The organism is Bacillus sp. FSL R12-0074 (assembly GCF_038005725.1).
Lineage (GTDB): Bacteria > Bacillota > Bacilli > Bacillales > Bacillaceae_G > Bacillus_A > Bacillus_A mycoides.
This window is the reverse complement of sequence record NZ_JBBOTR010000001.1, coordinates 4642330-4669327: the sequence shown is the minus strand read 5'-3', so window position 1 is coordinate 4669327 and position 26998 is coordinate 4642330. Positions and strand designations below refer to the sequence as shown.

32 protein-coding genes and 2 pseudogenes are annotated in these 26998 nt (G+C 35.1%); 16 read left to right on the top strand and 18 right to left on the bottom strand.

What is annotated here, in order from left to right:
- Positions 1-94: 94 nt before the first annotated feature.
- Complete coding sequence (gene cydB / locus NSS97_RS24315) at positions 95-1123, bottom strand: cytochrome d ubiquinol oxidase subunit II (RefSeq protein WP_002129586.1); 1029 nt, start codon at positions 1121-1123, stop codon at positions 95-97.
- Positions 1113-2462: a cytochrome ubiquinol oxidase subunit I gene (gene cydA, locus NSS97_RS24310; protein ID WP_107887316.1), complete on the bottom strand. Its 1350-nt coding sequence runs from the start codon at positions 2460-2462 to the stop codon at positions 1113-1115. Before cydA ends, cydB begins: the two co-directional genes overlap by 11 nt.
- A gap of 224 nt (positions 2463-2686) precedes the next feature.
- Between cydA and NSS97_RS24305 the strand changes: the two genes are divergently transcribed.
- Entirely contained in the window at positions 2687-3250 is a 564-nt protein-coding gene (locus NSS97_RS24305; protein ID WP_002089163.1) for a beta-class carbonic anhydrase, read from the top strand.
- Here NSS97_RS24305 and yidD read toward each other — a convergent pair.
- A complete protein-coding gene (gene yidD / locus NSS97_RS24300) occupies positions 3247-3483 on the bottom strand; it encodes a membrane protein insertion efficiency factor YidD (protein WP_002112460.1) in 237 nt (78 codons plus the stop codon). The two genes, NSS97_RS24305 and yidD, sit on opposite strands and share 4 nt — an antisense overlap.
- A gap of 128 nt (positions 3484-3611) precedes the next feature.
- Between yidD and luxS the strand changes: the two genes are divergently transcribed.
- Positions 3612-4085: an S-ribosylhomocysteine lyase LuxS gene (luxS, locus tag NSS97_RS24295; RefSeq protein WP_001141371.1), complete on the top strand. Its 474-nt coding sequence runs from the start codon at positions 3612-3614 to the stop codon at positions 4083-4085.
- 61 nt (positions 4086-4146) lie between these two features.
- Here the strand turns inward: luxS and NSS97_RS24290 are convergent, their stop codons facing one another.
- From NSS97_RS24290 to ytzI, 4 genes are read right to left on the bottom strand one after another with little or no spacing between them, the layout of a single operon-like run.
- Complete coding sequence (locus NSS97_RS24290) at positions 4147-4377, bottom strand: YczI family protein (protein ID WP_341114221.1); 231 nt, start codon at positions 4375-4377, stop codon at positions 4147-4149.
- 24 nt (positions 4378-4401) lie between these two features.
- Positions 4402-4632, bottom strand: coding sequence for a DUF3953 domain-containing protein (locus NSS97_RS24285; RefSeq protein WP_107887318.1), 231 nt, complete (start codon positions 4630-4632; stop codon positions 4402-4404).
- A gap of 14 nt (positions 4633-4646) precedes the next feature.
- Positions 4647-4877: a YczI family protein gene (locus NSS97_RS24280; RefSeq protein ID WP_002067811.1), complete on the bottom strand. Its 231-nt coding sequence runs from the start codon at positions 4875-4877 to the stop codon at positions 4647-4649.
- 1 nt (position 4878) lies between these two features.
- Positions 4879-5028, bottom strand: coding sequence for a YtzI protein (gene ytzI, locus NSS97_RS24275; protein ID WP_131929184.1), 150 nt, complete (start codon positions 5026-5028; stop codon positions 4879-4881).
- Between the two features lie 83 nt (positions 5029-5111).
- Here ytzI and NSS97_RS24270 point away from each other — a divergent pair, with 83 nt between their 5' ends.
- From NSS97_RS24270 to NSS97_RS24260, 3 genes are all read left to right on the top strand, one after another.
- Positions 5112-5429: a hypothetical protein gene (locus NSS97_RS24270; RefSeq protein ID WP_002089150.1), complete on the top strand. Its 318-nt coding sequence runs from the start codon at positions 5112-5114 to the stop codon at positions 5427-5429.
- Between the two features lie 84 nt (positions 5430-5513).
- Entirely contained in the window at positions 5514-5993 is a 480-nt protein-coding gene (mutTA, locus tag NSS97_RS24265; protein WP_002015736.1) for an antimutator 8-oxo-(dGTP/GTP)ase, read from the top strand.
- Between the two features lie 113 nt (positions 5994-6106).
- Entirely contained in the window at positions 6107-6643 is a 537-nt protein-coding gene (locus NSS97_RS24260; protein ID WP_107887320.1) for a DUF3267 domain-containing protein, read from the top strand.
- 47 nt (positions 6644-6690) lie between these two features.
- On the opposite strand, the gene NSS97_RS24255 is transcribed toward NSS97_RS24260, so the two are convergent.
- Positions 6691-7362 (bottom strand): HAD-IA family hydrolase, encoded by a 672-nt coding sequence (locus NSS97_RS24255; protein ID WP_107887321.1) that lies wholly within the window; start codon positions 7360-7362, stop codon positions 6691-6693.
- Positions 7363-7455: 93 nt separating this feature from the next.
- Between NSS97_RS24255 and NSS97_RS24250 the strand changes: the two genes are divergently transcribed.
- Together NSS97_RS24250 and NSS97_RS24245 are read left to right on the top strand one after the other, a co-directional pair.
- A complete protein-coding gene (locus tag NSS97_RS24250) occupies positions 7456-8574 on the top strand; it encodes a recombinase family protein (RefSeq protein ID WP_341114217.1) in 1119 nt (372 codons plus the stop codon).
- 225 nt (positions 8575-8799) lie between these two features.
- Positions 8800-9027 carry a hypothetical protein gene (locus NSS97_RS24245; protein ID WP_002129567.1) on the top strand — a complete coding sequence of 76 codons (228 nt, stop codon included), beginning with the start codon at positions 8800-8802 and terminating at the stop codon, positions 9025-9027.
- 34 nt (positions 9028-9061) lie between these two features.
- On the opposite strand, the gene NSS97_RS24240 is transcribed toward NSS97_RS24245, so the two are convergent.
- Genes NSS97_RS24240 through NSS97_RS24230 form a run of 3 tightly spaced genes read right to left on the bottom strand, consistent with a single transcriptional unit; the run spans position 9062 to position 11644 of the window.
- Positions 9062-9868 (bottom strand): ABC transporter permease, encoded by an 807-nt coding sequence (locus NSS97_RS24240; protein WP_044443908.1) that lies wholly within the window; start codon positions 9866-9868, stop codon positions 9062-9064.
- A complete protein-coding gene (locus NSS97_RS24235; protein WP_016102906.1) occupies positions 9861-10625 on the bottom strand; it encodes an ABC transporter ATP-binding protein in 765 nt (254 codons plus the stop codon). Before NSS97_RS24235 ends, NSS97_RS24240 begins: the two co-directional genes overlap by 8 nt.
- 11 nt (positions 10626-10636) lie before the next feature.
- Positions 10637-11644, bottom strand: coding sequence for an ABC transporter substrate-binding protein (locus NSS97_RS24230; protein ID WP_131929185.1), 1008 nt, complete (start codon positions 11642-11644; stop codon positions 10637-10639).
- Positions 11645-11764: 120 nt separating this feature from the next.
- On the opposite strand from NSS97_RS24230, the gene NSS97_RS24225 reads away from it, so the two are divergent.
- The 3 genes from NSS97_RS24225 to NSS97_RS24215 all read left to right on the top strand — a co-directional run bounded on the left by NSS97_RS24225 (position 11765) and on the right by NSS97_RS24215 (position 13159).
- Entirely contained in the window at positions 11765-12061 is a 297-nt protein-coding gene (locus tag NSS97_RS24225) for a DUF3986 family protein (RefSeq protein WP_044443916.1), read from the top strand.
- Between the two features lie 11 nt (positions 12062-12072).
- A complete protein-coding gene (locus tag NSS97_RS24220; protein ID WP_002034470.1) occupies positions 12073-12303 on the top strand; it encodes a hypothetical protein in 231 nt (76 codons plus the stop codon).
- A 193-nt stretch (positions 12304-12496) separates the two neighbouring features.
- A complete protein-coding gene (locus NSS97_RS24215) occupies positions 12497-13159 on the top strand; it encodes a YwbE family protein (RefSeq protein WP_107887324.1) in 663 nt (220 codons plus the stop codon).
- 43 nt (positions 13160-13202) lie between these two features.
- On the opposite strand, the gene NSS97_RS24210 is transcribed toward NSS97_RS24215, so the two are convergent.
- On the bottom strand, positions 13203-14456 hold the full coding sequence (locus NSS97_RS24210) for a glycosyltransferase family 39 protein (RefSeq protein WP_060750080.1): 1254 nt from the start codon (positions 14454-14456) through the stop codon (positions 13203-13205).
- A 291-nt stretch (positions 14457-14747) separates the two neighbouring features.
- Between NSS97_RS24210 and NSS97_RS24205 the strand changes: the two genes are divergently transcribed.
- Positions 14748-16814, top strand: coding sequence for an LTA synthase family protein (locus NSS97_RS24205; RefSeq protein ID WP_341114211.1), 2067 nt, complete (start codon positions 14748-14750; stop codon positions 16812-16814).
- 373 nt (positions 16815-17187) lie between these two features.
- Here NSS97_RS24205 and NSS97_RS24200 read toward each other — a convergent pair.
- A pseudogene (locus tag NSS97_RS24200) lies at positions 17188-17997 on the bottom strand (alpha/beta fold hydrolase).
- Between the two features lie 21 nt (positions 17998-18018).
- Positions 18019-20046, bottom strand: a complete 2028-nt coding sequence (locus tag NSS97_RS24195) for a catalase (RefSeq protein WP_044443927.1) — start codon at positions 20044-20046, stop codon at positions 18019-18021.
- A 171-nt stretch (positions 20047-20217) separates the two neighbouring features.
- On the opposite strand from NSS97_RS24195, the gene NSS97_RS24190 reads away from it, so the two are divergent.
- Entirely contained in the window at positions 20218-21447 is a 1230-nt protein-coding gene (locus NSS97_RS24190) for an ATP-binding protein (RefSeq protein ID WP_341114207.1), read from the top strand.
- A 25-nt stretch (positions 21448-21472) separates the two neighbouring features.
- Entirely contained in the window at positions 21473-22690 is a 1218-nt protein-coding gene (locus NSS97_RS24185; RefSeq protein ID WP_107887326.1) for an ATP-binding protein, read from the top strand.
- Between the two features lie 232 nt (positions 22691-22922).
- Here the strand turns inward: NSS97_RS24185 and NSS97_RS24180 are convergent, their stop codons facing one another.
- From NSS97_RS24180 to NSS97_RS24170, 3 genes and pseudogenes are all read right to left on the bottom strand, one after another.
- A complete protein-coding gene (locus NSS97_RS24180) occupies positions 22923-23867 on the bottom strand; it encodes a collagen-like protein (protein ID WP_341114203.1) in 945 nt (314 codons plus the stop codon).
- A gap of 138 nt (positions 23868-24005) precedes the next feature.
- A pseudogene (locus tag NSS97_RS24175) lies at positions 24006-24227 on the bottom strand (Nif3-like dinuclear metal center hexameric protein); the annotation flags it as partial.
- A 62-nt stretch (positions 24228-24289) separates the two neighbouring features.
- Positions 24290-24472: a hypothetical protein gene (locus NSS97_RS24170; RefSeq protein WP_044443934.1), complete on the bottom strand. Its 183-nt coding sequence runs from the start codon at positions 24470-24472 to the stop codon at positions 24290-24292.
- A gap of 211 nt (positions 24473-24683) precedes the next feature.
- Between NSS97_RS24170 and NSS97_RS24165 the strand changes: the two genes are divergently transcribed.
- Both NSS97_RS24165 and NSS97_RS24160 read left to right on the top strand, forming a co-directional pair.
- Positions 24684-25007, top strand: a complete 324-nt coding sequence (locus NSS97_RS24165) for an iron-sulfur cluster biosynthesis family protein (RefSeq protein ID WP_107887329.1) — start codon at positions 24684-24686, stop codon at positions 25005-25007.
- A 113-nt stretch (positions 25008-25120) separates the two neighbouring features.
- A complete protein-coding gene (locus NSS97_RS24160; protein ID WP_002138747.1) occupies positions 25121-26026 on the top strand; it encodes a DMT family transporter in 906 nt (301 codons plus the stop codon).
- A 28-nt stretch (positions 26027-26054) separates the two neighbouring features.
- On the opposite strand, the gene NSS97_RS24155 is transcribed toward NSS97_RS24160, so the two are convergent.
- Positions 26055-26276, bottom strand: a complete 222-nt coding sequence (locus NSS97_RS24155; RefSeq protein ID WP_002034446.1) for a hypothetical protein — start codon at positions 26274-26276, stop codon at positions 26055-26057.
- Positions 26277-26568: 292 nt separating this feature from the next.
- Between NSS97_RS24155 and NSS97_RS24150 the strand changes: the two genes are divergently transcribed.
- Positions 26569-26952: an ATP synthase subunit I gene (locus NSS97_RS24150; protein WP_002129542.1), complete on the top strand. Its 384-nt coding sequence runs from the start codon at positions 26569-26571 to the stop codon at positions 26950-26952.
- Positions 26953-26998: the final 46 nt, after the last annotated feature.

The window sequence follows — 26998 nt, the reverse complement described above, 5'->3', positions numbered from 1 at the left end:
TCTTTATCATAGTTGTTAGATTAGAAATGTAACATCTTATCGAAAATCATACGTAAAATAAAAAAGACACTTCGCTCGAAGTGTCTTTTTTATTTTAGTGATATCCTTTAGCAGAGTCTTTATGAATTTTATTTTTAAATATGCTGTAGCTCCAAAGCTGATATCCAATAACGATTGGTACCATGACGATTGCAACGAAGAACATAATTTTTAAGTTTAATTGACTACCAGCTGCGTTGTATAACGTTGTACTATAAGCGTCGTTAATACGAGATGGTAACATTCTTGGGAACATACCTGCAAAACCAGTTGTCATAAACATTGCGATTGTTAAGCAAACGAATGTGAATGCAAGGCCGATTTTATGTTTGTACACCATAATAAGTGTGAGTACACTCATTAACATTGCAAGTACTGGAAGAATGAATAGTACAGGATATTCCGTGAAGTTTTGGAATAAATTTGTACGATTTGCAGTTGCGACATAGAAGATAGCTAAAATGATAGCAGCTGCCATTGAAAATGGTCTTGCGATTTTATAAGCACGATCAGATACTTCGCCAGTTGTTTTAATCATAATCCAAAGGGCACCAGATACGACGAATATAGCAGTGAAGAAAAGACCACCTAAAATACCATAATGGTTTAGTAAGCTAAGTAAAGTTCCTTCATAACCATCTTTTCCGATTTGCAGCCCGTAATACAGGTTAGCGAATGTAACACCGAATAAGAAGGCGATTAGGAAACTACCAATTGTAAATGCCCATTTACAAGTTTTTTGCCAAATTGGTGAATCGTCTTTATGCATAAATTCAAGTCCAGCGGCACGAGCAAATAGTGCAAGTAATACTAAAAATAGTGGTGTATATAGGTAGCTAAACATATTTGCATATGTGACTGGAAAGGCAGCAAATGTTGCACCACCAGCTGTAATTAACCATACTTCATTACCACCCCAGAACGGGCCGATAGCTTCTTGTAATTGATTTCGTTCTTGTCGGTCTTTCGCAACGAATGGGAAAATCATTCCGTTACCGAGTGCGTAGCCATCAAGAATGAAGTACACTGTCCAAATTACACCCCATAAACCGAACCAGATAATTGCAAGCATATCATGAGACATGAGCTGTACCTCCTTCAGTAGCAGGTTCTTCTAATGCAGCGGGTCCTTTTTTCGCGAACTTCAGCATTAAGTATACGTCTGCAATTAAGAGTAAAGTGTAGAACAATATTAAACTAATTAATGAGAACCAAATTTGTGGAACTGATATAGGTGACACGGATTCTGCTGTACGCATTAGTTTATAAACTGTCCACGGTTGACGACCTACTTCAGCGACAATCCAGCCAGCATTAATTGCGATATATGGAAGTAAAACAGACCACATTGTAATTTTTAAATAACGTTTTGAGTTTTCTAGTTTTCCTTTTCGGTTTAAATAGAAACCGTACCAAGTTAATGCCATAAAGAACATGCCAAGTGCAACCATTAAGCGGAAGCTATAGTACACGAGGTTAACATTTGGACGTTCATCTTTCGGGATATCTTTTAAACCAACAATTTCGCCATCAAATGAGTTTGTATAGAAGAAGCTTCCTAGTTTCGGAATAGTAAGGAATTCAAAGTTTTTTTCGTTTTTTACATCAGGAATTTGAACAATCGAGAATCCTTGTCCTTTTCCAGTTTCCCAAACAGCTTCCATCGCAGCACCTTTAGCTGGCTGGTATTTAGCTGCTGATACACCAGACTGATGACCCATAAACGGTGTAACAGTTGCAGCGAATAAACCTAACATTAAACCAAATTTAAATGATTTTTTGAAGAATTCAACTTCGTTTTTACGTAATAAATGATAGGCACTAATCGCCATAACGAAGAAAGCACCAACGATATAACAACCAATTACCGTATGGAAGAACATGTTCCACGCATATGGATTTGTAACAAGTGCCCAGAAATCATTTAATTCAGCGCGGCCGTTACGTACGACGTAGCCAACTGGGTTTTGCATAAAGCCGTTTGCTGTAATAATCCAAAGGGCAGAAATATTTGTTCCAAGTGCAACCATCCACATACAGAAAGCACGGAACTTTGGTGAGATTTTGTCTTTACCGAATAACCATATTCCCATGAAAGTAGATTCTAAGAAGAAGGCAACGAGTGCTTCGATTGCGAGAGGTGATCCGAAAATATCTCCCATATATTTGGAGTACTCAGACCAGTTTGTTCCAAATTGGAATTCCATCGTAATTCCGGTTATAATCCCCATTACGAAGTTAATTGTAAATAATTTACCCCAGAAATTTGCCATTTTGCGGTATGTTGGATTCAATGTGCGGGCGTATTGAGTCTCCATACATGCTACTAAAATAACAAGTCCGATTGTCAAAGGTACAAATAAAAAGTGATAAAAAATAGTAATTGCAAATTGAAAACGACTTAGTAACAGAACGTCGGACATAATAAATATTCACTCCTTTTTTACATTATCTACAATCAGTTTATAGTGAAAAAACGTTTAAAGTATGTGAGACTTGTTACAAAGGTGTGTGTATATTTTGAAAGAATTATGTCGATTATCTGAAAATATCCTTTTTTTACTATAAAGCAATATCCTTTTTGAGTTTTTCAAATTTTGGTACACTACATATGTAATGTAAATGAGAGAAAAGAGGGTTCTTTACTATGAAGTCATTAGAAGAGATTTTACAATACAATGAAAAATTTGTTGAAGAGAAAAAATACGAAGAGTATGAAACAGGGAAATTTCCAAACAAAAAGATGGTAATTATCTCTTGTATGGATACTCGTCTTGTTGAATTATTACCGAAAGCAATGAATATGCGTAACGGTGATGTGAAAATTATTAAAGTAGCAGGTGCTGTTATTTCACATCCGTTTGGAAGTATTATGCGTAGTATTTTAGTCGCTGTATATGAGCTTGGAGCTGACGAAGTATGTGTTGTCGGTCACCATGATTGTGGTATGGCAAAAATTCAAGCAAGCAGTACAATTGAAAAAATGAAAGAGCGCGGCGTAACAGAAGAGAAATTAGATACACTTCGTTATTCTGGAATCGATTTAGAAAGATTCTTACAAGGGTTCTCTAGTGTAGAAGAAAGTGTAGAACATAGTGTGTCAATACTTCGCAACCATCCGTTACTTCCGGAAGAAGTACCTGTTCACGGTCTTGTTATAGATCCTGACACAGGAAAATTAGATTTAGTTGTAAATGGTTACGAAAATTAAGAATTTACTTTGTCATCCTTTTTATCTGGGACAGGATCAAATCCTCCTGGATGGAAAGGGTGACATTTTAATATACGCTTACATGTAAGCCAAAATCCTTTGAAGGCACCGTGTTTTTGAAACGCTTCTAATCCATAATGAGAGCAAGTCGGATGAAAGCGGCACGTTGGCGGTGTCATCGGAGAAATGAACTTTTGATAAAAGCGTATAATACCGATAAAAATCTGTTTCATAATAGTCTCCTTTTCAGCATAGTCTTAAAGTATTATAGCACGACAGTACATAATTCTTTACTAATGTCGATTTCCGTTATATCATATTGGATATAACGGAATTAAATTAAAAGCGGGAGAGATGTTGTATGCCATCAGTAGAAAGCTTTGAATTAGACCATACGATTGTAAAGGCGCCTTATGTAAGACATTGCGGAGTCCACAATGTAGGTAGTGACGGTATTGTAAATAAATTTGATATTCGTTTCTGCCAACCGAATAAACAAGCAATGAAACCAGATGTTATTCATACGTTAGAACATTTATTAGCATTTAATTTACGTAAATATATTGATCGTTATCCGCATTTTGATATTATCGATATTTCACCAATGGGTTGCCAAACAGGATATTATCTTGTAGTAAGCGGAACACCGACGGTTCGAGAAATCATTGATTTATTAGAACTAACATTAAAAGATGCGGTTCAAATTACAGAAATTCCAGCTGCAAATGAAACACAATGTGGCCAAGCGAAGCTTCACGACTTAGAAGGAGCACAACGCTTAATGAACTTCTGGCTAAGCCAAGATAAAGATGAACTTGAGAAAGTGTTTGGATAAAGTGAAACTGCCTGTGAAAGGGCAGTTTTTTTATTTTGTTAAGAGAAAACTTGCTCTTCTTTTATGAAAGTATACTAGACACTCCAACATATAAAATAAAGACAGAACCGAGAAAATAAACAAATGCTTTTGCTTTTTGCTGCTCTTTTATTTCATCAATTCCAAAAAGGATAAACATAATACTTAAAAAGATAAATACGAATGGTAAAAGCATAGGGAGGTTTGCAAAGAGGTTAAGTAGAGCGAGAATGAGGGCAATAGTAGCTATTATAATTCGAATGTTTTTTAACATATAATCCTCCTTTAAATAGACAAATTAACGAAGTATTTCTGAGATACCTAGATATAAAACTGCTGCACCGACTAAAAAAGCGAGCGTACTACTTACTTTTTTATGTTCCATCATTTCCTCTATACTTACAATGAAAGCCATACCGCCTAAAAAGATAAACATATAAGGCATAATTCCTCTATTTCCAGCAATAAAACCATAGATTGCTATAGATAAAGCGATAAGTGAAAAAGTAATTCGAACTCCTTTTAGCATAAAGAACCCTCCTTCTATTTTATGTATGTAATGATGAGAACAATCCAAGAGAATGCTCCAGCAACAATGCAAATAAATCCGGTTCCTGAATCCTTCTTTTTTATTTGCTCAATTGCGATGAGAAACATTAAAGCTCCTAATAGAAATTGTGAAAGTGGTAGAAAGTTATTTTGACCTGTATAGAGCCCAATTGCCGACATAATTATCACAGTGAGTGCGATTGCGATGCGAAGTATACGAAGCATACTATGATTCCTCCTTATTATTTTTCGAGTAAGGGTTATCTTCTAGTTTATCAATCGAATGTTTGTAAGAATAGCCTTTATTAATCGTCATAACGGAGAGTACTAATATGATCAGTACGATTATAATGCCGATAATTAATATTTTGAGCATGAAATCCCTCCTTTTCTTTATTTTACATAATTTTGTAATTGATGAAAACAATAGAAATTAAAAGGATGAAAGAAGGGTGTTACATGGAGAATAAAAAAACATATTATATATCAGTTGGAAATGGTCAAATTTCGCAAGTGAAGACGGCGGATACGTATAATTTTGAAATTTATGCAAATGACGAAGAGATTACGGAGTTAAGAGAGTATTTTGATCAAGCGTATGAAGAGGACTTAGGTTCGTATGTACGCTCCCACGTTCCATTCGTTGAGTATCATCACGATTCGAATAATGATCGATATGATGAACAACTACAAAAAGCATATAAAATGATTTATGATCTAGGGAATCATGAAACGAAAGAATTAGTCGCACAAATGGGAATAATCAATGGATTGTAATTGGATAATATTATGCAGAAAAGCGAGAATATGCTACAATTTGTGGTAGGAAAAACTTGTAATCATCAATAGGGGAGTAATGGCATGTACAAATTTAAAGATTATTACCACAACACTGTACAATTATCGTTTGAACGTTACCCATTTTCTCCTGAGCCAAAGCATGTTTGGGTTGTATGCCGGTACGGGGATCAATGGTTATTAACGCATCATTTACGCCGTGGTCTTGAATTTCCAGGTGGTAAAGTAGAACTCGGGGAAACACCGGAAGAAGCGGCAGTTCGAGAAGTTCATGAGGAAACCGGCGGCATAGTTTCTGATTTAACTTACTTAGGGCAATACAAAGTATCCGGAAAAGACAAAATAATCATTAAAAACATTTATTTTGCAACAATTAGTGCGGTAGAGCAACATACGCATTACGAAGAAACGAAAGGGTCTGTTTTATTAAAAGACATTCCTGATAATATTAAAACTGATAGAAAATTTAGCTTTATTATGCGCGATGATGTATTAGCGCGTACGATGAAACATATAGAAGAAATCGGCTGTTTTACGAAGTAAAGTGGCCGGTTTCTTTTTTTGCGTTCAAGAATAAATGTAAATATATCTTTATATACATTTGGGTATATTATACAATTTTGTGAGGATATCTTTACTTGTTAGGAGGGGAAAAGATGGATAACAGAAAAGAAACAACAGTTTCTGTTTCAATGGTTAAATTAAATTTCTATTCATTTTTTATAATATTCGCTCTGGCGATTGGAATTAGTTATCTGCATACAATTCTTTCAGGCGGGTTTCAAATTGAAATTACGTTACCGATCATGTTTCTTTTTATTATCGCAATGCTTGTTCTCGTTTGTATTCATGAGGCATTACATTTAATAGGATTTCGCTATATCGGAGGTGTTCCGTGGAGTGAATTAAAATGGGGCGTCAATTGGAAATTGGGTGTGGCATATGCTCATTCTAAAAAAGAAATTACAGTAAAGCAAATGAAGAAAGTATTAATGTTGCCATTTTTACCAACTGGAATTTTACCAATTGTATTGGGATTAGCTATGAATCTGGAGCCACTCTCATTTCTAGGGATTCTACTAACAGCAGGCTGCATTGGTGACATTGCTTTATATCAAAAAGTTTCAAAATTTCCAGATGATGCGCTAGTGATAGATCATCCGAGTAAACCGCAGTTTACAGTTTATGAGTAAAGCAGTCCAAAGAACCTCTCTTCCGTAGAGTGGTTCTTTGGACTGCTTTATGTTTTTTTTATTTCCACCTCTAAAAACGAAAGCACCTCTAATAAATCATCCACGACACGTGAATGTTCAAAGTCACCCCAAAATGAATCTCTCTTCCAAACGCCAAGAATCCCTACTTGTTCAGAACCAAGCACATCATTTTCTGGATGATCTCCAACGTAAATACATTCTTCTGCTTTAACATTTAGCTTTTGCAAAGCTCGTTCGAAAATCTCAGGGTGAGGCTTTTTAATTCCTTCCGCTTCTGAAACAAGAATCGTGCTTGTATACGTATGTATGTTTAGTGCTCGAAGGTTGCTCATCTGAAATTTAGTAAAGCCGTTTGTAATAATACCAATTTTAATGTTTCGCTGTTTTAATTGTTGAAGTAGTTCATGCATGTTTTGGAAAGGAATACAATGATGTTGGAAGTTTGTAATGTAGTCGTGTAGCAGTTGCTCTTGCGTTAAAGTGGTAATGTTGTATTCGCAAAGGAGAGTGGAATATACTTTATCTTTCCACGTGTAACCATTATTGTCGAGTTCGAGAAAACGAGAGCAATACTCGAATTTTTCTATGTTTATCAAATGAAAGGCGAAGCGATTATATTGATCACGAATAAATTGCTCTAAAGATTGACAACGATCTAATAGTGTTCCATCTAAGTCAAATAAGACTGCTCGAATCATGGGAAATCTCCATACAGTTTTTATAATTAATTATCGCATATTCGTTAAAAAATGATTATGATATTTTTGTAGAATGGAATAATGGAGGGGCGTATGAAGAAACTGTATGGCAAGTTAATGTGTTTTATGATTTCAATGGGCTTAGTAGCTGGATGTGATATGTCGGAGCAAACTTCGAAAAGAGAGAAAAAAGATGTGTGCGAAACGACAGAAGAATGCACACAAATAGGTGATAAAACACTTCAAAAAGTATATAAAAAGATAGATGGGCTTGCAGAACTTGAAGTACTAGAGGATTATGATTTAGAAGGACATTCAAGTAACGATATGAAAGAAGCAGAAATGAAAAAAAAGGATGATGAAAATTATTTCTTTTTAGCTTCTTATTATATTGATGGTGATGAAATTGTAGATCCTTATTTCGATAAACTAGATCGCAAACGATTGAATAGGGCTTTTGCGGAGGATAAGGACGCGAAAGAAGAAGTATTAAAGCAACGTCAAGATAGGGATTATCATGAATCGTTATGGGAGATGTATAGCACGCTTATTCCTGCTAAGTATCGCACTGACATAAAAGAGTTTGATATGGTAACAGATGGATACGATGGAATTGTGGCTCATGTTATGCCGAGTATGGAGTATCCGAAAGAGTGGACCATTAGTTTAGATACGCTTGATTCTGCAGTAAATATCGATCAAGTGATGAAAACATTAATACATGAGACGGCTCACGTATTGACGCTGGGACATAAACAAATACCAGTAAATGAAAAGTACTTAAAGGCTTTTGAAGAAGATAAAGATATTTCATCATACCAAAATAAATGTAAATCTCTTTTCTTACAAGAAGGATGTGCGAAGGAGAGCTCTTATATAAATCAATTTTATAATTCTTTCTGGAAACCAATTGACCAGGAGTGGACAGAAAAGAAAGTGGAAGAAAGCGAAGAAGCTCAAATTGAATTTTTTAAGGAAAAGCATGGTGAGTTTGTTTCACTGTATGGGACGACAAATGTAGCAGAGGATATTGCGGATACATTTACAGCGTTTATTTTACAAGATTCAAAAAAGGTGAAAGAAGGAACAGAATTAAAATATAAAAAAATTGCTTTCTTCTATCAATTCCCCGAGCTTGTAAAAATGAGAGCGGAAGTGTTAGCGGGATTATATGATGTTTCGAAAACGATAGAACAACCAAGTGGACACTAATGCGAATTATGTGTTCGATATATTTTAGCCAAGGGAAAACGTGAAGAATTATAGTTCTTTGCGTTTCTTTATGTTGATAAAATTGAAAATTCTGTCTTTTTTCAAAAAGAAGAAGGAACTGAATCATTTAAATAGAATTAGTATAAAAACGTCACAAATTAGACACAATTATAATGCGCATAGTATAGGGGCTATAAGTTTACTCTCGAGGAGGTAATGAAACGTATGAAAACGATTCTTGCTGTTGCTGGTCTCATTTGGGTAATGTCTCACGGTTTTCCGATTTTTGAAGGGGAGCAAATTCGTAGTGCATTAAATAAAGAGTTTAATGATTATCATATTATTGATCGAAAAGATAATGTCGTTACGGTGCGTGTGAAAGATTGTTTCCATACAGTTACGGTTGCTAATGGAAATATTGCAGATGATTCAAAAATGTGTGATAAAAGGTAAGAGAAAGAAGCTGACTCTAGCATATCGCTCTAAGTCAGCTTTTTTTTCGTTTTCCAATAAGGAGTTTTTCAAATGCCTCGACAAATACATACATAAGAGTTGCGAGGACGCAAGTGAGCAATACACTGAGCAAGACGAGTGTGAAGTTAAAGACTTGGAATCCATAGCTAATTAAATAGCCAAGTCCTTGTTTAGAAACGAGGAGTTCCCCGAAAATAACACCGACCCATGATAAGCCAACATTCACTTTTAACGTTGAAATAATTGCAGGGAAAGATGAAGGGAGAATAACGTGCTTATAGCATTGCCATTTATTTGCGCCAAATGTGTCCATGACCTTAATATAGTTGGAATCGACTTCTTGAAATGCGCTGTAAATAACGAGAATGGTAATGATGATAGAGATGATTACCCCCATTGCGATAGAGGATGAAATATTTGGACCGAAAATAACAATGATGATTGGACCGAGTGCAACTTTTGGCATTGCATTTAGGACGACGAGATAAGGATCAAGTACGCGGGCCAAAAGTGGCATCCACCAAAGGAGAGTAGCAATAATAGCCCCAAGTACAGTTCCGAGAATGAAGCCTACTCCTGTTTCAAGTAATGTCGTCCATATGTGGACCCAAAGTGAACCGTCAATCCATTTCGTTAAAAAGAGATACCAAATACTTGAAGGAGAGCTAAAGAGTAAAGGATCAATCCATTCTTTGTTACTAGCTATTTCCCATAGTGCAAAGAAAAGAACAAGAAGTACAAGTTGTAAAGAGCGAGCTAACCATGCATGTTGTCTTTCTTTTTTTCGAAACTGTTCATGTAGTTGTTTTATATTATCCAAGTCGTTCCAACTCCTTCCATATTTCTTGGAAGAGGGATGGGAAGTCATGGTGGTGGCGTGCTTCTAATGGCGATAAGGAACGAATACTTTCTGGGACGATGAACGTTTTTGCAATTTTTCCAGGGTTCGCCTGCAGCAAATAAATACGATCACTCATCGCAATTGCTTCTTCAATATCATGTGTCACAAGTAGGGATGTTTTCTTATAGTTACGTAGTAATGTGAAGACGAGATCTTCTAGTTTTAATTTTGTTTGATAATCAAGAGCGGAAAATGGTTCATCTAGCAATAAAATTTTTGGGTCGGTCGCTAATGTTCGAACGAGTGCAGCACGTTGGCGCATACCACCGGATAGTTCACGAGGGTATTGCTGTTCTATATCATATAGGCCGACTTGTTTTAAAAGCTTTAATGTATGTTCTTTCGTATTTTCATCATAAACCTTCCGAATATGAAGTCCGAGCATAATATTTTCTTCAATTGTTTTCCACGGAAACAAGTAATCTTGCTGGAGCATATAGCCCATAGAGGGGGTCTTAGTTGTAATCGGTTCACCATCTAAAAATACGATACCTTCAATTGGATCAAGTAGCCCTGCGATGATGGAGAGGAGCGTTGTTTTTCCGCAACCACTTGGACCAAGGATTGAAATAAATTCGCCTTCGTCTACTTGCAAACTCATATCTTCAAGAATAAGTTTGGCATTTTCTTTTGCAAAAAAACAGTGAGAAACGTTACGTATTTGTAAAAAGCTCATACACTTCGCCTCTATTTCTTAATAACGTTTTCGGCAATTTTTGTATTGACGAGCGCTTCATGTGGAACTTCTTTTTGTAATTCACCAGATTCTTTCATAATCGTTTGGAGTTGTTTCCATTCTGCATCATCTAATAATGGATTTGTCGCATAAGAATGTTGTTTTTTGTAGCGCTCAATTACTTTTACTGAAATGTCTTTTGAAGTGTCTTTAAATAGTGGTGAAACGGCATCGGCAATCTCTTCTGGACTATGTGTATCAACCCATTGCTGCGCTTTATATAGTGCGCGCGTGAATTTTTCTGCAGCAGCTTTATCTTTCTTTAAGAAACTTTCTTTTGCCATAAACGTTGTATAAGGGACAGTACCAGATTCAGCTCCGAAAGACGCGACGATATAACCTTTTCCTTCTTTTTCAAGTATACTTGCAGTCGGTTCAAAGAGCTGTACAAATTCTCCCGTACCAGATGCAAAGGCATTTGCAATATTAGCAAACTCGATATTTTGAATTAAGTTCGTATCTTTGCGAGGGTCAATGCCATTTTTCTTTAAAACGTATTCACCAACCATTTGCGGCATGCCGCCTTTACGCTGTCCTAAAAACGTAACGCCTTTTACATCGTTCCAATTAAAAGAGTCTAATTTTTTACGGGAAACTAAAAATGTACCATCTGTTTGTGTAAGCTGCGCAAAATTAATGACAGGATCTTTTGCTCCTTGTTGATGAACATAAATAGACGTTTCTGAACCAACGAGAGCAATATCAATTCCGCCAGATAAAAGGGTGGTCATCGTTTTATCTCCGCCAGCTGTTGTTTGTAAGTCAATATTTAAGCCTTCATCTTTAAAAAATCCTTTTTCAATTCCAACATATAATGGTGCGTAGAAAAGAGAGTGTGTAACTTCGCCAACGCGAATTTTTTGAGCTTGTTCTTTCGTACTTTCCTTTGTACTACTACAAGCAGCGAATGTGAAAACAGCTAGTAACATGATGCAAAAAACGGTTATTAATTTTTTCACTATATGACACCTCCTAGAAGTCAATCTACAAGCATAATATGTAGGTAAGTGCCCATATGTGAGTATAGATAGCAGGAATTTTTCGGGTAATAAAGAAGTACAAATATAAGGGGTGATAAAATGGATTACGAATACGATGATAGCGTACATTTACATCTTGATTATTTCGGAACTGAATGTGATATGGAATCGATTGCTTATAAGAGGAAGCATGAAGACGTGTGGGATGTGTATTTTAATTTTGGAGTATACGGTCTTCAGAAAGAGGAGATAGAGACAGGTCGGTTTATGGACGAATATGCCGGTTATTACGTTTTTTCTGTAAATGCTCGTGATTTGAGCTGGGAGTTTGGAAGTGCTCAGTTTGAGGAATGGGTTTTGAAGAACCATATAGTAGAAAGAACGCTTCAAAAATAGGGAGGAATTTTGTGTTTGAATTTCTCATCTTATTGCTTATTTGTGTAATTGGAATTTACATCATGCAAGTGCTCACTTACCGATTCGCAAAGAAAAATATTCATAAATATAAGGAAATGAAATGGATTCATATGTGGCTAGACATGACTATGAAAAAGGGTCCGAGATTAGATTTGTTTGATTTTGTACTTATAGTAATCGTAAGTATCATATGGAAAATATGGATGCTTCCTCTTGTATAGTAAACATGCTAATCATCGTATCCTAATAAATAACGAGAAGAACCTGTCACACGACAGGTTCTTCTCTATTTGGAGCATGTAGTGTTACATGGGAAATCCAATATATACGACAAATTACGACAAAGGGATTCATACATATTTGTTATTCTATTAAAGGTCATTATTTGTAATGTATATATAGGAGGATTTTTTAATGTTAAAAAAATTATTATTATTTTTACTTACGGGCTTATGTGTAGTTGTTTTAACAGCTTGTAAAGATGAAGAGGAAAAGCTGAAGGTAGCGGAAGAACAGAAAATAGATGAGAAGAAAGTTGAAGAAGATAAGAAGGTAGAAGAGGAAAGCAAACAAGAAGAGCAGCAAAAGGAAGAGGAAGAAAAACGTAAGCAAGAAGAGCAGCAAAGAGTAGAGGAAGAAAAACGTAAGCAGGAAGAGCAGCAAAGAGTAGAGGAAGAAAAACGTAAGCAAGAAGAGCAACGAAGAGTAGAGCAAGAAAAACGTAAGCAAGAAGAGCAACAAAGAGTAGAGGAAGAAAAACGTAAGCAAGAAGAGCAGCAAAGAAGAGTAGAGGAAGAGAAACGTAAGCAAGAAGAGCAACAGAAGATTCAGCAACAACAGTCTGCACGACAAGAGAGAACACAAAAACAAGAAAAAACAACAGAAGCAACGGATGGTAAACCGACAAGATCACAAATCTCGGTTGGTTCACATGTAGTTATTCAATTAGATAAAGATTATAGTAAAACAGTGAGCGGTGTTGTGAAAGATATTTTAACAAACACGGAAACACATACGTACGGAATTAAGGTTCGATTACAAGATGGACAAATTGGCCGTGTTCAAAGTGTTGGATAAATAAAAAAAGAGGTCGTCCATTTTTGGACAACCTCTTTTTTTATTATGCTTGGCTAGTGCGGAAAAATGGAAGCTTCTGCACAGCGTAAACTAACCCGTATGCAAGAATTAAGCACATAAGAGGGTTAATGAAAAATCCGTAGCGATTAATTGCTAAGAATAAGTTTGAGAAGATGATGTAAATAACAGAACTTGCTACTAGCATCATAACGCGCTTATGCTTAAATGAATTTAGCATGAAGCAGAAACTGCTCAAGAATGTACCGATGATAAAGACTCTATGACACATTTGTATAAAGTTATGAATACGGTATTGGTCTACAGCAGGAGCTGTTTTGAATAATTCAATTGTTTTACCGACAGTGAACCAAGAGAACCAATATGTGAAGTCCGTTTTAAATCCATTTTTGATTAAATCTTTTGCGTATGCATTTTTATCATCTAAACCCTGGGCTTTCATTTGGTTAACTACATTTTCATAGCCAATTTTGTTAAATGGATCTGCACCGGCAATTAATGGGTCCGCACCTTGGGTTGAGAATAAGATAAATTGATTGAACGCTAAATAGTTACGAACAACCCAGGCACCGATAATAAAGAACGGGCCAATGAACCATAATAATCCAATTCGAATTGAGTCTTTAAATCCATATGTGAACAAGACGACAAGAACAGGAATGAGCATCATTGGAGCTGGATTTGGGCGGAACATAAGTAAAATGGAAACGACAATTCCAAACCATATATGGAATTTTGCTTTATTGTATTTCCATGCGAGAACAAATACATACACGCTTAACGATAATAAGAATATTGAAGGAACTTCTGTTAGTAATGTACGGAAGTATGTATAGTTACTGGGATAAATAGCATATAAAATACTCGCAACAATTCCATAAATATTCTTTTCAAATAACTCTTTCCCTATTAAGAATACTAATAACACTGTGCAAAGGTTTAGTATCATATTAATAACAGTTGCTACGTAATAGTAAGGAAGTGATGTAACATCAGAAATAATCATAGCACCAGCTAATAATAGCGGCTGACCTGGTGTGATGTATGCATTTTTTCCAGGCACTTCACTAGGTTCTAAATAAACATAGCCAAATACACCATGTTTTAATAATTGTTCAGCTGTTAACGAATAGTTAAAGGCATCATTTGCACCATATGTTACTTTGACTAACTCTCCATCTAATCCTGGCTGTTTTACTAGACAAAAAACGTGCAGTAGGAAAGAAAGCGCCAAAATTGCATATACCGCTTTAGGTAGATTTTTAAACTTATTTAGCAAAAATGAGCATCTCCTTTTTTATTGTTTCTTTCGTATTTTCATGATAAAACCCTATTGGTATTAAGGTTTTCCAAAACATAGTTATTATATCATAAAGTGGAATGAAGGAATTTAGTTTTTTAAGAATGAATAGTTGGTATTCCAAAAATTAACTGTTGATTAAGGGAGAATTAAGAAACTACAGTTATAGTAGAATCCAGTGTGAAGACGAAATGCATGAAGTATGTTATCTTAATAGAAACTGTTTTTACGGTGCGGGGTGAAATTAATAAACAGAAAAGAGGGAATGAATTGAGGTGTGATTTTTCATTTCATCAGCCAAGAAGAAGTATATTAATTTCAGCGATGTTAAGTGGCCTAGTAACCCTATATGTAATACCCACACTTTTCTTGATTTTAAAATATTTTAGTTTAGATACGATGAAAGATATGTTAAATCAAAAAATTGTCTTAAGTATAATGACAATTTTGATGTGGATTGTACTATTGTATGTTGCGCATTTGAATAAAGATATTGTTAATAAATTCAAACGGATTATTAGGATTTATATTAGAATGTTTTTAGTAGCGCATGTGGTTACTTTGCTTTTTATTTTCACGCAAAATAATATGAATCTCGTAAATACACTGAATTGGATTTACAATTATAACGCACAGTTTATATTTAGTTTAATTGTAATTTATGCGATATATGTTTTGGTGTATAACGTGCTTGGGAAAGTTTTTTTGAGTACTATTTTGACAAGCATTTTGCTAATCATTTTGGCTATTGTAAATCACTTTAAAATTGTTTTTAGGGGAGACCCACTATATCCTTCTGATTTTACACAGATTGGACATATGCAATCTGTTATACCAATGGTGATGGATTATTTTAGTTGGGGTTATATTCTTCTCGTTATTGTAAGTGTTGTTGTCTGTATTTTGGCAGGTATGTATGTGAGGAAGTATATTCGAAATGTAAAAGTTCATGCAGGCGTACGAGTACTATTTATAATAGGATCCGTTTTTATTTTATATGTGTATGGTAATTTTACGAATACGTTTATGAATAAATGGTTTCAAAAGTCAGGTATAGAGTTCGTTTTGTGGGATCAAAATGAAAATTATGCTTCAAATGGTTTTGTGCTAGGATTTATAAGTAATTTAGATACGACAGTTATTGAAAAGCCGAAAGATTATTCAAAAGAAAATATGCTTCAAATAGCAAACGATATAAAGAAACAATATAGTAGCAATATAGGGGTGCAGAAACAAAAAGAGAAACCAAATATTATTTTTGTAATGAGTGAGTCGTTTTGGGATCCAACGAAATTAACGAACCTGTCCTTTAGTGAAGATCCTTTACCTAATTTGCATCATTATATAGAAAGTTTTCCTGGTGGACAAACTATTTCTCCTGCATTTGGAGGAAATACTGCAAACGTTGAATTTGAGGCATTAACGAGTTATTCAATGAGTTTGTTAAAACCAGGCTCTATACCATATCAGCAAGTTGTTACAAATAAGAAAGAAATTCCATCAATTCCTCGAGCTTTGAAAAAAGAAGGGTATTATACAAGTGCAATTCATTCGTTCGGTCGCTCATTCTTTAAACGGGATGATGTATATAAAGTGTTAGGATTTGATAAGTTTAATGCACAAGATACGATGGAAAATGTAGAAGTTGATGGAGATTATATTAGCGATCTATCTATGAGTAAAGAGATAATAGCTGAATTAGAGAAGCAAAAGAAACCTACGTTTGTTCATGCAGTTACGATGCAAAATCATTTTCCATTTACAGAAGGAAGATTTGGTGAAAATCAAATAGAGATTAGTGGATTAGAAAATGAAGAGTCGAAGGCTGAATTAGAGACTTATACAGAAGGGTTAAGACGTTCAGATGAAGCTCTTCAATATTTAATAGAGGAGCTAGATAATTTAGATAGACCTACATTATTAGTATTCTTTGGGGATCATCTCCCATCACTAGGAACAAATAAATCTCTTTATAAAGAGACTGGTTATATAACAAATGAAAAAACGCCAAGTGAACGATTAGCGATGACGCAAACGCCGTTGTTAATGTATGCAAATTTTGATATGCCAAATGACAATTTAGGTTTAGTAAGTCCAATCTATTTTTCAAATCTTGTCTTTGATTATGCTGGATTAAATAAGGTACCGTTCTATCAATTTTTATCGAAGTTATATGGAGAAATTCCCGTACTTCGTGATGAATTGAAGATAGGAAAAGACGGAGAAGCAATAAAAAGTTTAACAGAAAAACAAAAAGAAATGTTAAAGCAATATGAGTTTATTCAATATGACTTACTCATCGGAAAGCAATATAGTAAGGATATATTATTTAAATAGGCGACAAAAAAGAACTTGTATACGATACAAGTTCTTTTTTCATAGTATTTAACGGGATAACCAGACAGGCTAGGTTTAGGGAGTATTACTTGTACATTTAGTATAAATTAAAATAGAGTCGTTTTAATAATTGATTTGTGAGAAGTGTGTGAATTTTTCATCTAGTATATAATTGGACAATTTGTTTAATTTTAATAGAATCAGTTCCAGATTTATTATTAATTTTTAGTTTACAATTATTTGTTGTGTGGATTTATAAACAAACAGGATTTCGAGTTGTTAGTATTTATGCGTTTAACGATGAGCGTGTTTATTTTTTATCTATTCTTTGTATGACAATTGTTCCAACTCTTCTTTTTTTACTGTAAAGGAACTATGAATTTAAAAATTTTATTAGTCCCTTATTTAATTCATCCGCTTGATCGATTGGAGAGCCGTGGCCACTATTTGTAAGAGGATATAGTTCAGAGTTTTTAATTCGCTCTTTTGTTAGCTCAGCACTTTTATAAGGGATGAGTTGGTCGTGAACACCGTGGAATATTTTTGTTGGGACGTTAATTTTACTTAAGTCCTTCGTTACGTCTTCGTTTGCAGCAGCTTGCAAAATTTTGATGAGAGCATAAGAAGCGGACTGCATACCGAGATAAGAAAACCATTCTAACGTGGCAGCTCCTAAGTTTCTATTAAAAAATGATAAAGATACATCACTTAGAAACTTAGGTAAATTTACATACATTTGAGCAATCAGAGCATCTGCTTGTTCTTTCGGTACGCCGTAAGGGGATTCTTGGTTTTTCACGAAAGAAGGAGAGACAGCATCCACTAATGCAAGTTTGGAAATACGACGTCCATTATATCGTGACATATACCGAATAGAGAGAGCGCCACCGACTGAGAAGCCGACTAACGTAGCATTTTCTATTTGAAGTGCATCTAATACAATTGCGATATCATCAGCTAAACGATCATAAGTGTAACCAGTTCATGGTTTATCAGACTGCCCGTTTCCTCGTATATCCATGGCGATGCAGCGGAAACCATGTTGTGGTAAGATATTAAATTGATATTGGTACATTTGATGATTTAAAGGCCAGCCATGAACGAAGAAGACAGGTTTACTTCCAGGGCCTGGGTTAATATCCTCAACAAAAATGTGTACATCTTTTTCCACTGTAACGAACATGATGTATCCTCCTCATGCATTTTAATAGGCTCTCTCCCAAAATCGCTGTTTTGTCATTGCCTGAATAAATTCATTCGCAAGTAAGGTAGGATTTTGTTCTGTTATAACGCCAGGTTTTCCTTCGATGTTTAAAGATTGAACAATAGTAGTTCCATTTTGGAAAGCGCCAATTGGCTTAAAGTGATTATACGATTCTACGACGAATGAACTTGCCTTGTTAAGAAAATGATCATTAATATTTCCGCCAATAAGAAGTAGCCCATCATAAAGAAGTGGTGATCCTGTTAAGAAAGTATCATTCACTTCCCACTGTCCATTTTGAGAGCCTTGCACAAAACCTAATCGTTCGGAAATAATAAAGGGCTGAAGACCGGCTTGTTTGAATTGATTTATAATATATTGTGCGTTTTGACCGTCATATCCGTTTGCGACAATGACGCCTACTCGTAATGTATTTGGGCTGAATGTTGTATGTTCCATACTTAGTGCTGGTGAGGATTTTGTAACATTTGATTCTTGAACATTTGGTACTGTTGCCCCGACTGCTTCAGCTACTAAAGTAGCTAATTCCGTACTTATATGACCAATCATACCTACGACTTGTTGGCGAACTGATTTACTTTTTACTTTTCCTAATTCAAAGGAAAAGGCCTGCATAATATGGATTTTTTCGACGTGGCTCATACTATTCCAAAATAAACGGGCTTGTGAGAAATGGTCTTTAAAACTAGCGGCTGTCTCTCTTGTTTTATGTCCAGAAACAGTAGAAGGATATGTAACGAAACCGCCTTTCGTACCAGGTACAGTAAAGGGAGAGTTATTAGCTAAAGAGTTATTATGGTAAGCGACTTTTCCTTTATCAATTATATATTTAGACGCACCATCTCTTTGATTGTTATGAAAAGGACATACCGGACGATTAATCGGTAACTCTTGATAGTTTGTACCGACGCGGGCTAATTGTGTATCTGTATAAGAAAAGAGTCTACCTTGTAAGAGAGGATCATTTGTAAAATCGATACCGCGGACGATGCTTCCAGGGTGCAGTGCGACTTGTTCTGTTTCCGCAAATACGTTATCAACGTTTCGGTTTAACGTCATTTTTCCGATGATCTTAACAGGGAAGTCTTCTTCCGGCCAAATTTTTGTTGCATCTAATATATCGAAATCGTATTTAAATTCATCCTCTTCTTCTAAAATTTGAACGCCAAGTTCGTACTCAGGGTAGTTTCCGGCATTAATATTTTCCCATAAATCACGGCGATGATAATCTGGATCAGCGCCGCCTAATTTTTGAGCTTCATCCCAAATTAACGAGTGAACGCCAAGCTTTGGCTTCCAGTGGAATTTTACGAATCGTGACTTCCCATGTTTATTAACTAAACGAAATGTATGAACGCCGAACCCTTGCATCATTCGAAAACTTCTCGGAATTGCGCGATCCGACATAATCCACATCATCATCGCAGCTGATTCTTGATTATTGGCGATAAAGTCCCAAAAAGTATCGTGTGCTGTTTGTCCTTGGGGAATCTCATTATGTGGCTCTGGTTTAAGAGCATGAATAAGATCCGGAAATTTAATACCATCTTGAATGAAGAAAATCGGAATGTTATTACCCACTAAATCGAAATTTCCTTCCTCTGTATAAAACTTAACAGCGAATCCTCGTACATCTCGGTTCGTTTCATTTGCACCTTTTGATCCAGCAACTTCAGAAAAACGAATAAAAATAGGTGTCTTTTTAGATGGGTCTTGTAAAAAATGAGCCATTGTTAAGTCTTCTAAAGAATCATATAGCTCAAAAACACCATGTGCTCCGTAACCGCGGGCATGAACGACTCTTTCAGGAATTCGTTCACGGTCAAAATGAGCGAGTTTTTCTCGCATCAGGAAATCTTCTAAAAGTGTAGGACCACGATCGCCGGCGGTTAAAGAGTTTTCATCATTTGAAATTTTGACACCCGTATTCGTTGTCATCTCTTTTCCTTCATTGTTTTTCGTAAAGGATTGTAACTGTTCTATCTTCTTATTTTCACGACCGTCCATATAAAGCACCTCCCATATTATACGTATTATTGTTCATAGTTTTTATGCTTACATATGGTGTGGGAAGTATATTATCTATGGATTGATTTTCCTCATTTGTTCAATTTATCTTTGTTTGTCTATGAAAATCATTTATTATAATAAATGGTATTCTTTTGAAGGGGTGTTGAAGTGGAAGAGAGTTTTCTATCAGCTAAAGAAGAAAAGAAAAACGCTAAGATTTTCTTATGGGTAATACATGTTATTTTAATTGTATACGAGGTTGCATACGCGATTATATTAGAAGATACAATGCCTTTAGGAAATTGGCATAAAGGGATATGGAAGCTTGCATATATTATGGCTATATTAGGTATTAGTGTTTACTTATTTGAGAGAGAAAAAGCATATTTAGTTAAATATACATATTTATTTGCATACATGATCGCAGAGACTTTTAATATTGGATGGTATGCTTTTCATAATAGAATAGCATTTGATGAAGGGAATGTAATTGAATATATTTTCATTTTCTTCGTACCGATCTTTTTGAGTAAAAGATATTTATTTGTCTTAGCGCCATTCCTTATAGGGAAATATATGATATACCTATTTGTATTTGGAGAACTTAACCTGTTTATGTCTCTTGTTATAAATATGGTGTTACTTTTCGTGTCATTTATTATTTTAAATCGATTTTTACAATATCTTTCAGCAGTAAAGGGACGTATTGCAGAGGCAAGTCAGTCACAAAAATTGGCGGTTATCGGAAAAATGGCAGCGACAGTCGGACATGAAATTAAAAACCCACTTGCTTCATTAAAAGGGTTTACGCAATTACAAAAAGAGAAACACGAAAAAGATGCAACATATGAACAAATGATTCTTGAAATCGAAAATATGAATAATATGATTAGCGAATTAATGGAGGTTGCTACATGTAAACCTTCTGTTTATGAAAAACACATTGTAAGTGATGTTTTAGTACAAGCGGTAGAAAACATGCGCGGAAAAATGAACGAGTTAAATATAAATTGCACCTTTAATGAAGAGCAAAATAGAAGTGAAATTGAATGTGATAAACGCAAATTAAAAGGAGTATTTTTGTATGTTATTAAAAATGCTTTAGAGGCAATGGAACATGGCGGAACATTAAAAATACAAGTTAAAAATAAAAAAAGAGATTATGTAATAGTAAGTATAGTAGATAGTGGTTTTGGGATAAAAAAGGATAATTTAGGACGAGTTAAGGATGCTTTTTATACAACGAAGCAAGATAGAATTGGATTAGGTCTTACGGTAGCAGAGCGAATTGTGACAGATCATCTTGGAGAATTACACATTTCTAGTGAAGTAAAGAAAGGAACGAGAGTAGAAATACTGCTCCCGAAAAAATGTGAGCGCAATGTAACACAAGATTAAGAGGTGTTGTTAAAGGAGTTATCATATGGAAAAAGGCAATATATTTGAAAAAGAAGAGATAAAGGCATTAATAATATTTTTAAGCTTATTCTTCGTTATATTTTTTGCGTATGATTTTGCTGAAAAAGCTATTGTCCTTTTATCAGATAAAAATCAAAAACTAGCAGATGCTTTTGGAGAAGGATTAGGTTTATGGCTATATAGTTTGATGGTTGGATTATTCTTTATAGGACTTTATTTTATGAAATGGAAAAAGCCGTATATTGTGAAGTATATTATTTTAATTGGCTATAATATATTGGATTTTATTAATAATTTCATTATTTATTACGGAAGTGATGCGGAATTTGATGGCGGGAATATAGTAGAAGGATTCTTTATTTTATTTGCACCGATATTTGTGAATAAGAGGTACTTTTGGTTAGTTGCCGGAACTATTGTTGGAAAATATGCACTTATGGGATTCGTTGTTCAATCCTTTATTGTTCTTATCCCAATAGCATTATATAGCGTGTTTGTTATTATATGTTGGATTATATTTTTAAGATTCCAATCTTACGTTCGTACACTTGAAATGATGGATAAAGAAATACGAAATGTAGAGAAATTAGCAATGGTTGGAAAAATGGCGACAGTAATTGGCGATAAGATTAGAAGACCGTTAGAAAAATTGAAAAAACTTGTGAATAAGCAAGCGAAAAAATATCCAGAAGATAAAATTTATAGTGAAATTATGAGACAGGAAGTAGAGCGAATTCATACAATTGCTACAGAACTAAATGGGTTTGAGAAATCTAAATCGGTAGAATCCGAAATGCATAATATTAAAGAAATCATCTCTTATGTTATCAGGGTTATGGAAAAGCCAGCTTTAGAACAAGGGATAAAAATGCATGCTATTTATAGTAAAGATATACCATCAATTACATGTGAGGAAAAACGATTGAAACAAGTATTTTTTAATTTAATAAAAAATGCGATTGAAGCAATGTCAGTTGGCGGAACTATTACTGTAAAAGTTATAGTGGAAGATGTGATCATTGTTCAAATTATAGATGAGGGATGCGGCATTCCGAAAGATAAAATTCCGAAGCTAAATGAAGCTTTTTACACAACGAAAGAAACTGGAACAGGCTTAGGATTAGTAGTTACGGAAAAAATTATTAAAGATCACCACGGTAAATTGAACTTTGAAAGTGAAGTTGGAGTTGGAACGACTGTTGAGATTATGTTGCCGATTTAATTATAGTGGGATATTTTAAAAAGGGGAAATCACTTTCTTGAGAGTGATTCCCTTTTTCATTGTAGAGGGGATGTTTACAACATTGACAAATTGTACAAATTCACAATCCAAAATATGGGTGTTTTAAAGCGAGAGTATATAATGAATTTGTCTGCTATTTGTTTTCATTTATTTGTAATTTTTTTGCCTCGGTAGCGAGGTTTTTGTGAAATGAACGATTTGTAAGTGTGGGCTATATATCAGTGATTAGAAAAATAGAATATACAGCACTTGCCGTAATCCCGGGGTTAATATAAAGAGATATCGCATCCCCCCTCGAAACAGGGTTTCCGGTTGTAATACTAGTCCAAGTTACAGTGGCAGGTCCAGGTGCTGGAGTAGGGTTATACACTTGAGGTTGTCTAGAGCCAATATCCGTAGGTTTAATTGAAAATGTCATAGTTCCCGTAATTTTATCTGTAGTAGTTAAAGTAATAGTAGATAGGATGTAACTAGAGGTAGGAGCAGAGAGGTTTGTTGGGACATCCTTGCAAATATCAATCGTATAAACAGCAGCGGGTAAGTTATTAACATTTATAGATGCCGCAAATCCAACTATATTTCCAGCTCCAGCAGTTACGTATGGAATAACGTTAGAATCAATTCCCGGAGAGCCTGCTATACGTTGAAACCCAGCATTCGTCCCTTGAAAAACAATACTTTTCGCTGATGAACTACCAGCAGTTCCAGTAGTTCCGGTTGCTCCGGTAGAACCAGTGGCACCAGTAGAACCAGTAGAACCAGTAGAACCAGTAGAACCAGTGACTCCAGTAGTTCCGGTAGAACCAGTGACTCCAGTAGTTCCGGTAGAACCAGTGGCACCAGTAGTTCCGGTAGAACCAGTGACTCCAGTAGCTCCGGTAGGACCACCTTCTACCAATACGATATAATCTTGAGACACATTCGGAAATCCTTGAGGTGCATCTTTTTTTACAACATAGCCGCTACTCGTGTAAGTGATAACTTGTCCCTTTTTATAGTTAGGAGCGGCTGCTAGACTAAAAGCGGTAGTACTTTGCAAACCGGCCCCGGCATTGCCAGTAGGTCCAGTAGGTCCAGTAGCGCCAGTAGGTCCAGTAGCGCCGATAGAACCGCTGTTGCGTCTACCGTCACAACTAAAGCAATTGCGTTGGTACATATATTATCTCCTTTCTATATTTTTGAAAATCTAGTTTTAAAAGTAGAACTATTATATATATATTGTAGATTCTATATTTTTGTGTGGTCGATCGTATTGTGTATACAGATTTTAAAAATAGGGGAGGTGTTATTAGTTTTATAACCACCAGGTCTCCTGCGGAATCAAAGTAACATCTACATCAAAATTCTCTTTAAACCAATCATACATCAATGTCTCTTTCACTAAATATTCAGAAGCAGAGTGTGACACACCGATGAGTGACATATTTGTTTCTTTCGCATAATCCATAATGAGTGAGTATTTATACCTACCATAATCATTGTCGATATGGCAATGGATTTCTCCTGTAATAAATGATTAAGCTATTGTTCTATTTCTTTTAAGGCTGGCATGTTTGGTAATCCTCCTTAAGATAGTTCTTACTTTGTTAGTTGTTTTTGTTTTTTTATGGAAAAATAAGTAGCGGATAGGAAACAAATAAAACCTAGAACCCAGCCAATAGAAGGAGAATAGGGAAGTATATGTTGTAATACCATTCCGCTAGAAATAAAAAAGCTACCTAATAGACCTAAGAAAATGAAATATCGTTGTAGTTTGAACATCAGTGATACAACCTCCTTTATCACGCATTAACTGCCCGTAAAAGCCTGATTGGCGAGGGCTAATAATCAGAGGGGGATGGATACCCCCCTGATTAAAGTTTCACTTTATCACATATATTTTATAGTAGTCTTAATTTTCTGCATATAAGATTCAAGAAAAATGGTGGTACAATATATAAATGATACGAGAAGAGAGGATGTAGGTTAACACATGTACGTTACTGTAACAGAGGCAGCATATAAAAAGATTATGAATACGATTCCAAGTGAAACGAAATATATAAAGTTATTTTATGATAATGAAGGTTGCGGTTGTGTTATGAGCGGGATTATTGATTTAGTAGCCGTTTCAGAGAAAGATGAGCGCGATGTAGATGTCGAATCAAGCGTACTAAACTTTATTGCAGATCGCACAAAGCTTGTATTTATGGATGATAAATTAACAGTTGATTGGCATGAAGTTGGAGGGACTTTCCAGCTGAAGAGCCCAAGCCAGTTTTATAATCCGAATATGAAGTTACATGTTCGATTATAATGAAGAGAGAAGGAGTATATAATATGCTCCTTTTTCTTATGGATTTTTTCACATAATGAAATGTACATATAGTTGAATTTTCTGTATAATTCTCTTTGCGGAGGGGGTTGCGCATGAAAAGATGGGGAATTGAGTTATTAATTTTAAGTGTCGTTATTATTTGGGGGATTAACTATACGATTGCGAAATATGGACTTTTAGAATTTACAGCAATTGAGTTTACTGCAGTTCGAATGATGACAGCAGCACCACTACTGTTATTACTTACGTTCTTTATCGAAAAGTCACTTTATATGGAGCGAAAAGATATACCAAGATTAATCATCGTTAGCGTTGTAGGTATTGTACTGTATCAAACGTTATTTATGGAAACTGTAAAATACACATCCGCTACAAATGCTTCTTTACTCATATCTATTTCACCTATTTTTACAACTTTATTTGCGATTTTCTTGAAACAAGAAAAATTTTCTTCTCGAAAGTTAGTTGGTTCCATGATTGCCTTTATTGGTGCTACATTAGTTTTGGTAGCGGGGCATTCACTCGCTAGTTCTTTCTACGGAAATGGGATTGGACTTATTACATCAATATGTTGGGGACTTTATCCCGTTTTAGCAGGGCCGCTTATTAAAAAATACTCAGCATTACGTGTTACTGCATGGTCGACATTAGTTGGAGCGATTCCGCTCTTATTGTTAAGTGGTCCACATGTATTTGTCATGCCATTTCACATTACACACGGAATGACATTGTTTGCTTTACTATATTCTATTTTCTTTGTAACAGTATTCGGTTTAGTCATGTGGTATGTTGGTGTTCAAAAAATTGGTGCGTCACATACGATGGTATATATGTATATTACGCCGCTTGTAGCTGTTTTATTTGCAGCTGTATGGGCAAATGAATATGTATCGTTTCAACAAATAATTGGTGGAATCATCATTTTCTTCGGTCTATGGTTTGTGAAATCAGAGAAAGTAGAAGCTAATTCTATCGTGCAAGAACCTATATCAAAATAGGAAAACAGATCACCTATGATCTGCTTTCCTATTTTTTTATTTTTGGTAAAAATACGAGGAATAAAATGGCAGTAATAAGTGGGATTAAATTAAGAAAAGGAATGCGGAAGAGTGTAATTAGAATAATTCCTGGAAGAAGAACACCGAGGACAGCATAGAAAATACTATGTTTTTTCGTGTACCAATACAAGGAAAGTCCAATAAGTGCAGGAACAATGAGATGAATGAGAGCCATTAAAAAATAAATCATTAGACGCCCCCTTTATTTATGTGCTTATTACATCATATCCGTATGTTCATAGATTGATATCAATTTTTTCATAATTGGACGAAAATGTTTTGAAAAACGTCACATTTATGAGGGATTCTATATTAGAAATCTTGTATAATATTATTTCCTAAAAGCATTTTAACAACATAAACATACCGTTTATGTTGTTTTTAATTTGAATGAAATAGATTTTAAGTAGTATGGACTCGAAAGAAATGAGTTATACAGCTTTTGTTGGATAAATAGAAAAAACATTGAAGGGGAGTACAGCATGATTAGTTTGTCATTAAAATCGTTTAAAGTTCAATCATATTATCTACTAGGTATTCTGTTATTAGGCTGGATGTTAACACCGTTTTCAGCACATTTTCTAGGTGCAGGAATTGGACTTATTGTAAGCATGTATTGTGTTTGGATTTTAGGAAGGCGTATCGAAAAGCTTGGAGATAGTATAGTAAAGAAGACGAAAGCGCCGACGCTCGGTATGTTTAATCGCTTTGCAGCTGCAATTTTGGGTGCTATTATTATGTACGAAATTGAGCATCATATGGTAATGTGGGCATTTGCAGTAGGTATTCTGGGTGGTTATTTCTTAATCGTTATTAATTTAGGGTATTATAGTATGAAGGATGAAGAAGAATTAACGAAGGGCTGAAAAAGATAAAAAGATGAAAAGCCTCTTTTTAGATGGAATAGAGGAT

Excerpts from the sequence above, each read along its gene's own strand:
- NSS97_RS24165 (WP_107887329.1), top strand. The coding sequence starts at position 24,684 with ATGTACGTTACTGTAACAGAGGCAGCATATAAAAAGATTATGAATACG.
- NSS97_RS24245 (WP_002129567.1), top strand. The coding sequence starts at position 8,800 with ATGAAAACGATTCTTGCTGTTGCTGGTCTCATTTGGGTAATGTCTCAC.
- NSS97_RS24250 (WP_341114217.1), top strand. The coding sequence starts at position 7,456 with ATGAAGAAACTGTATGGCAAGTTAATGTGTTTTATGATTTCAATGGGC.
- NSS97_RS24305 (WP_002089163.1), top strand. The coding sequence starts at position 2,687 with ATGAAGTCATTAGAAGAGATTTTACAATACAATGAAAAATTTGTTGAA.
- NSS97_RS24290 (WP_341114221.1), bottom strand. The coding sequence starts at position 4,377 with ATGTTAAAAAACATTCGAATTATAATAGCTACTATTGCCCTCATTCTC.
- NSS97_RS24235 (WP_016102906.1), bottom strand. The coding sequence starts at position 10,625 with ATGAGCTTTTTACAAATACGTAACGTTTCTCACTGTTTTTTTGCAAAA.
- NSS97_RS24225 (WP_044443916.1), top strand. The coding sequence starts at position 11,765 with ATGGATTACGAATACGATGATAGCGTACATTTACATCTTGATTATTTC.
- cydB (WP_002129586.1), bottom strand. The coding sequence starts at position 1,123 with ATGTCTCATGATATGCTTGCAATTATCTGGTTCGGTTTATGGGGTGTA.
- NSS97_RS24280 (WP_002067811.1), bottom strand. The coding sequence starts at position 4,877 with ATGCTTCGTATACTTCGCATCGCAATCGCACTCACTGTGATAATTATG.
- mutTA (WP_002015736.1), top strand. The coding sequence starts at position 5,514 with ATGTACAAATTTAAAGATTATTACCACAACACTGTACAATTATCGTTT.
- NSS97_RS24160 (WP_002138747.1), top strand. The coding sequence starts at position 25,121 with ATGAAAAGATGGGGAATTGAGTTATTAATTTTAAGTGTCGTTATTATT.
- NSS97_RS24185 (WP_107887326.1), top strand. The coding sequence starts at position 21,473 with ATGGAAAAAGGCAATATATTTGAAAAAGAAGAGATAAAGGCATTAATA.
- NSS97_RS24215 (WP_107887324.1), top strand. The coding sequence starts at position 12,497 with ATGTTAAAAAAATTATTATTATTTTTACTTACGGGCTTATGTGTAGTT.
- NSS97_RS24170 (WP_044443934.1), bottom strand. The coding sequence starts at position 24,472 with ATGTTCAAACTACAACGATATTTCATTTTCTTAGGTCTATTAGGTAGC.
- NSS97_RS24180 (WP_341114203.1), bottom strand. The coding sequence starts at position 23,867 with ATGTACCAACGCAATTGCTTTAGTTGTGACGGTAGACGCAACAGCGGT.
- luxS (WP_001141371.1), top strand. The coding sequence starts at position 3,612 with ATGCCATCAGTAGAAAGCTTTGAATTAGACCATACGATTGTAAAGGCG.
- NSS97_RS24195 (WP_044443927.1), bottom strand. The coding sequence starts at position 20,046 with ATGGACGGTCGTGAAAATAAGAAGATAGAACAGTTACAATCCTTTACG.
- NSS97_RS24255 (WP_107887321.1), bottom strand. The coding sequence starts at position 7,362 with ATGATTCGAGCAGTCTTATTTGACTTAGATGGAACACTATTAGATCGT.
- NSS97_RS24260 (WP_107887320.1), top strand. The coding sequence starts at position 6,107 with ATGGATAACAGAAAAGAAACAACAGTTTCTGTTTCAATGGTTAAATTA.
- NSS97_RS24155 (WP_002034446.1), bottom strand. The coding sequence starts at position 26,276 with ATGATTTATTTTTTAATGGCTCTCATTCATCTCATTGTTCCTGCACTT.
- cydA (WP_107887316.1), bottom strand. The coding sequence starts at position 2,462 with ATGTCCGACGTTCTGTTACTAAGTCGTTTTCAATTTGCAATTACTATT.
- NSS97_RS24270 (WP_002089150.1), top strand. The coding sequence starts at position 5,112 with ATGGAGAATAAAAAAACATATTATATATCAGTTGGAAATGGTCAAATT.
- ytzI (WP_131929184.1), bottom strand. The coding sequence starts at position 5,028 with ATGCTCAAAATATTAATTATCGGCATTATAATCGTACTGATCATATTA.
- NSS97_RS24150 (WP_002129542.1), top strand. The coding sequence starts at position 26,569 with ATGATTAGTTTGTCATTAAAATCGTTTAAAGTTCAATCATATTATCTA.
- yidD (WP_002112460.1), bottom strand. The coding sequence starts at position 3,483 with ATGAAACAGATTTTTATCGGTATTATACGCTTTTATCAAAAGTTCATT.
- NSS97_RS24285 (WP_107887318.1), bottom strand. The coding sequence starts at position 4,632 with ATGCTAAAAGGAGTTCGAATTACTTTTTCACTTATCGCTTTATCTATA.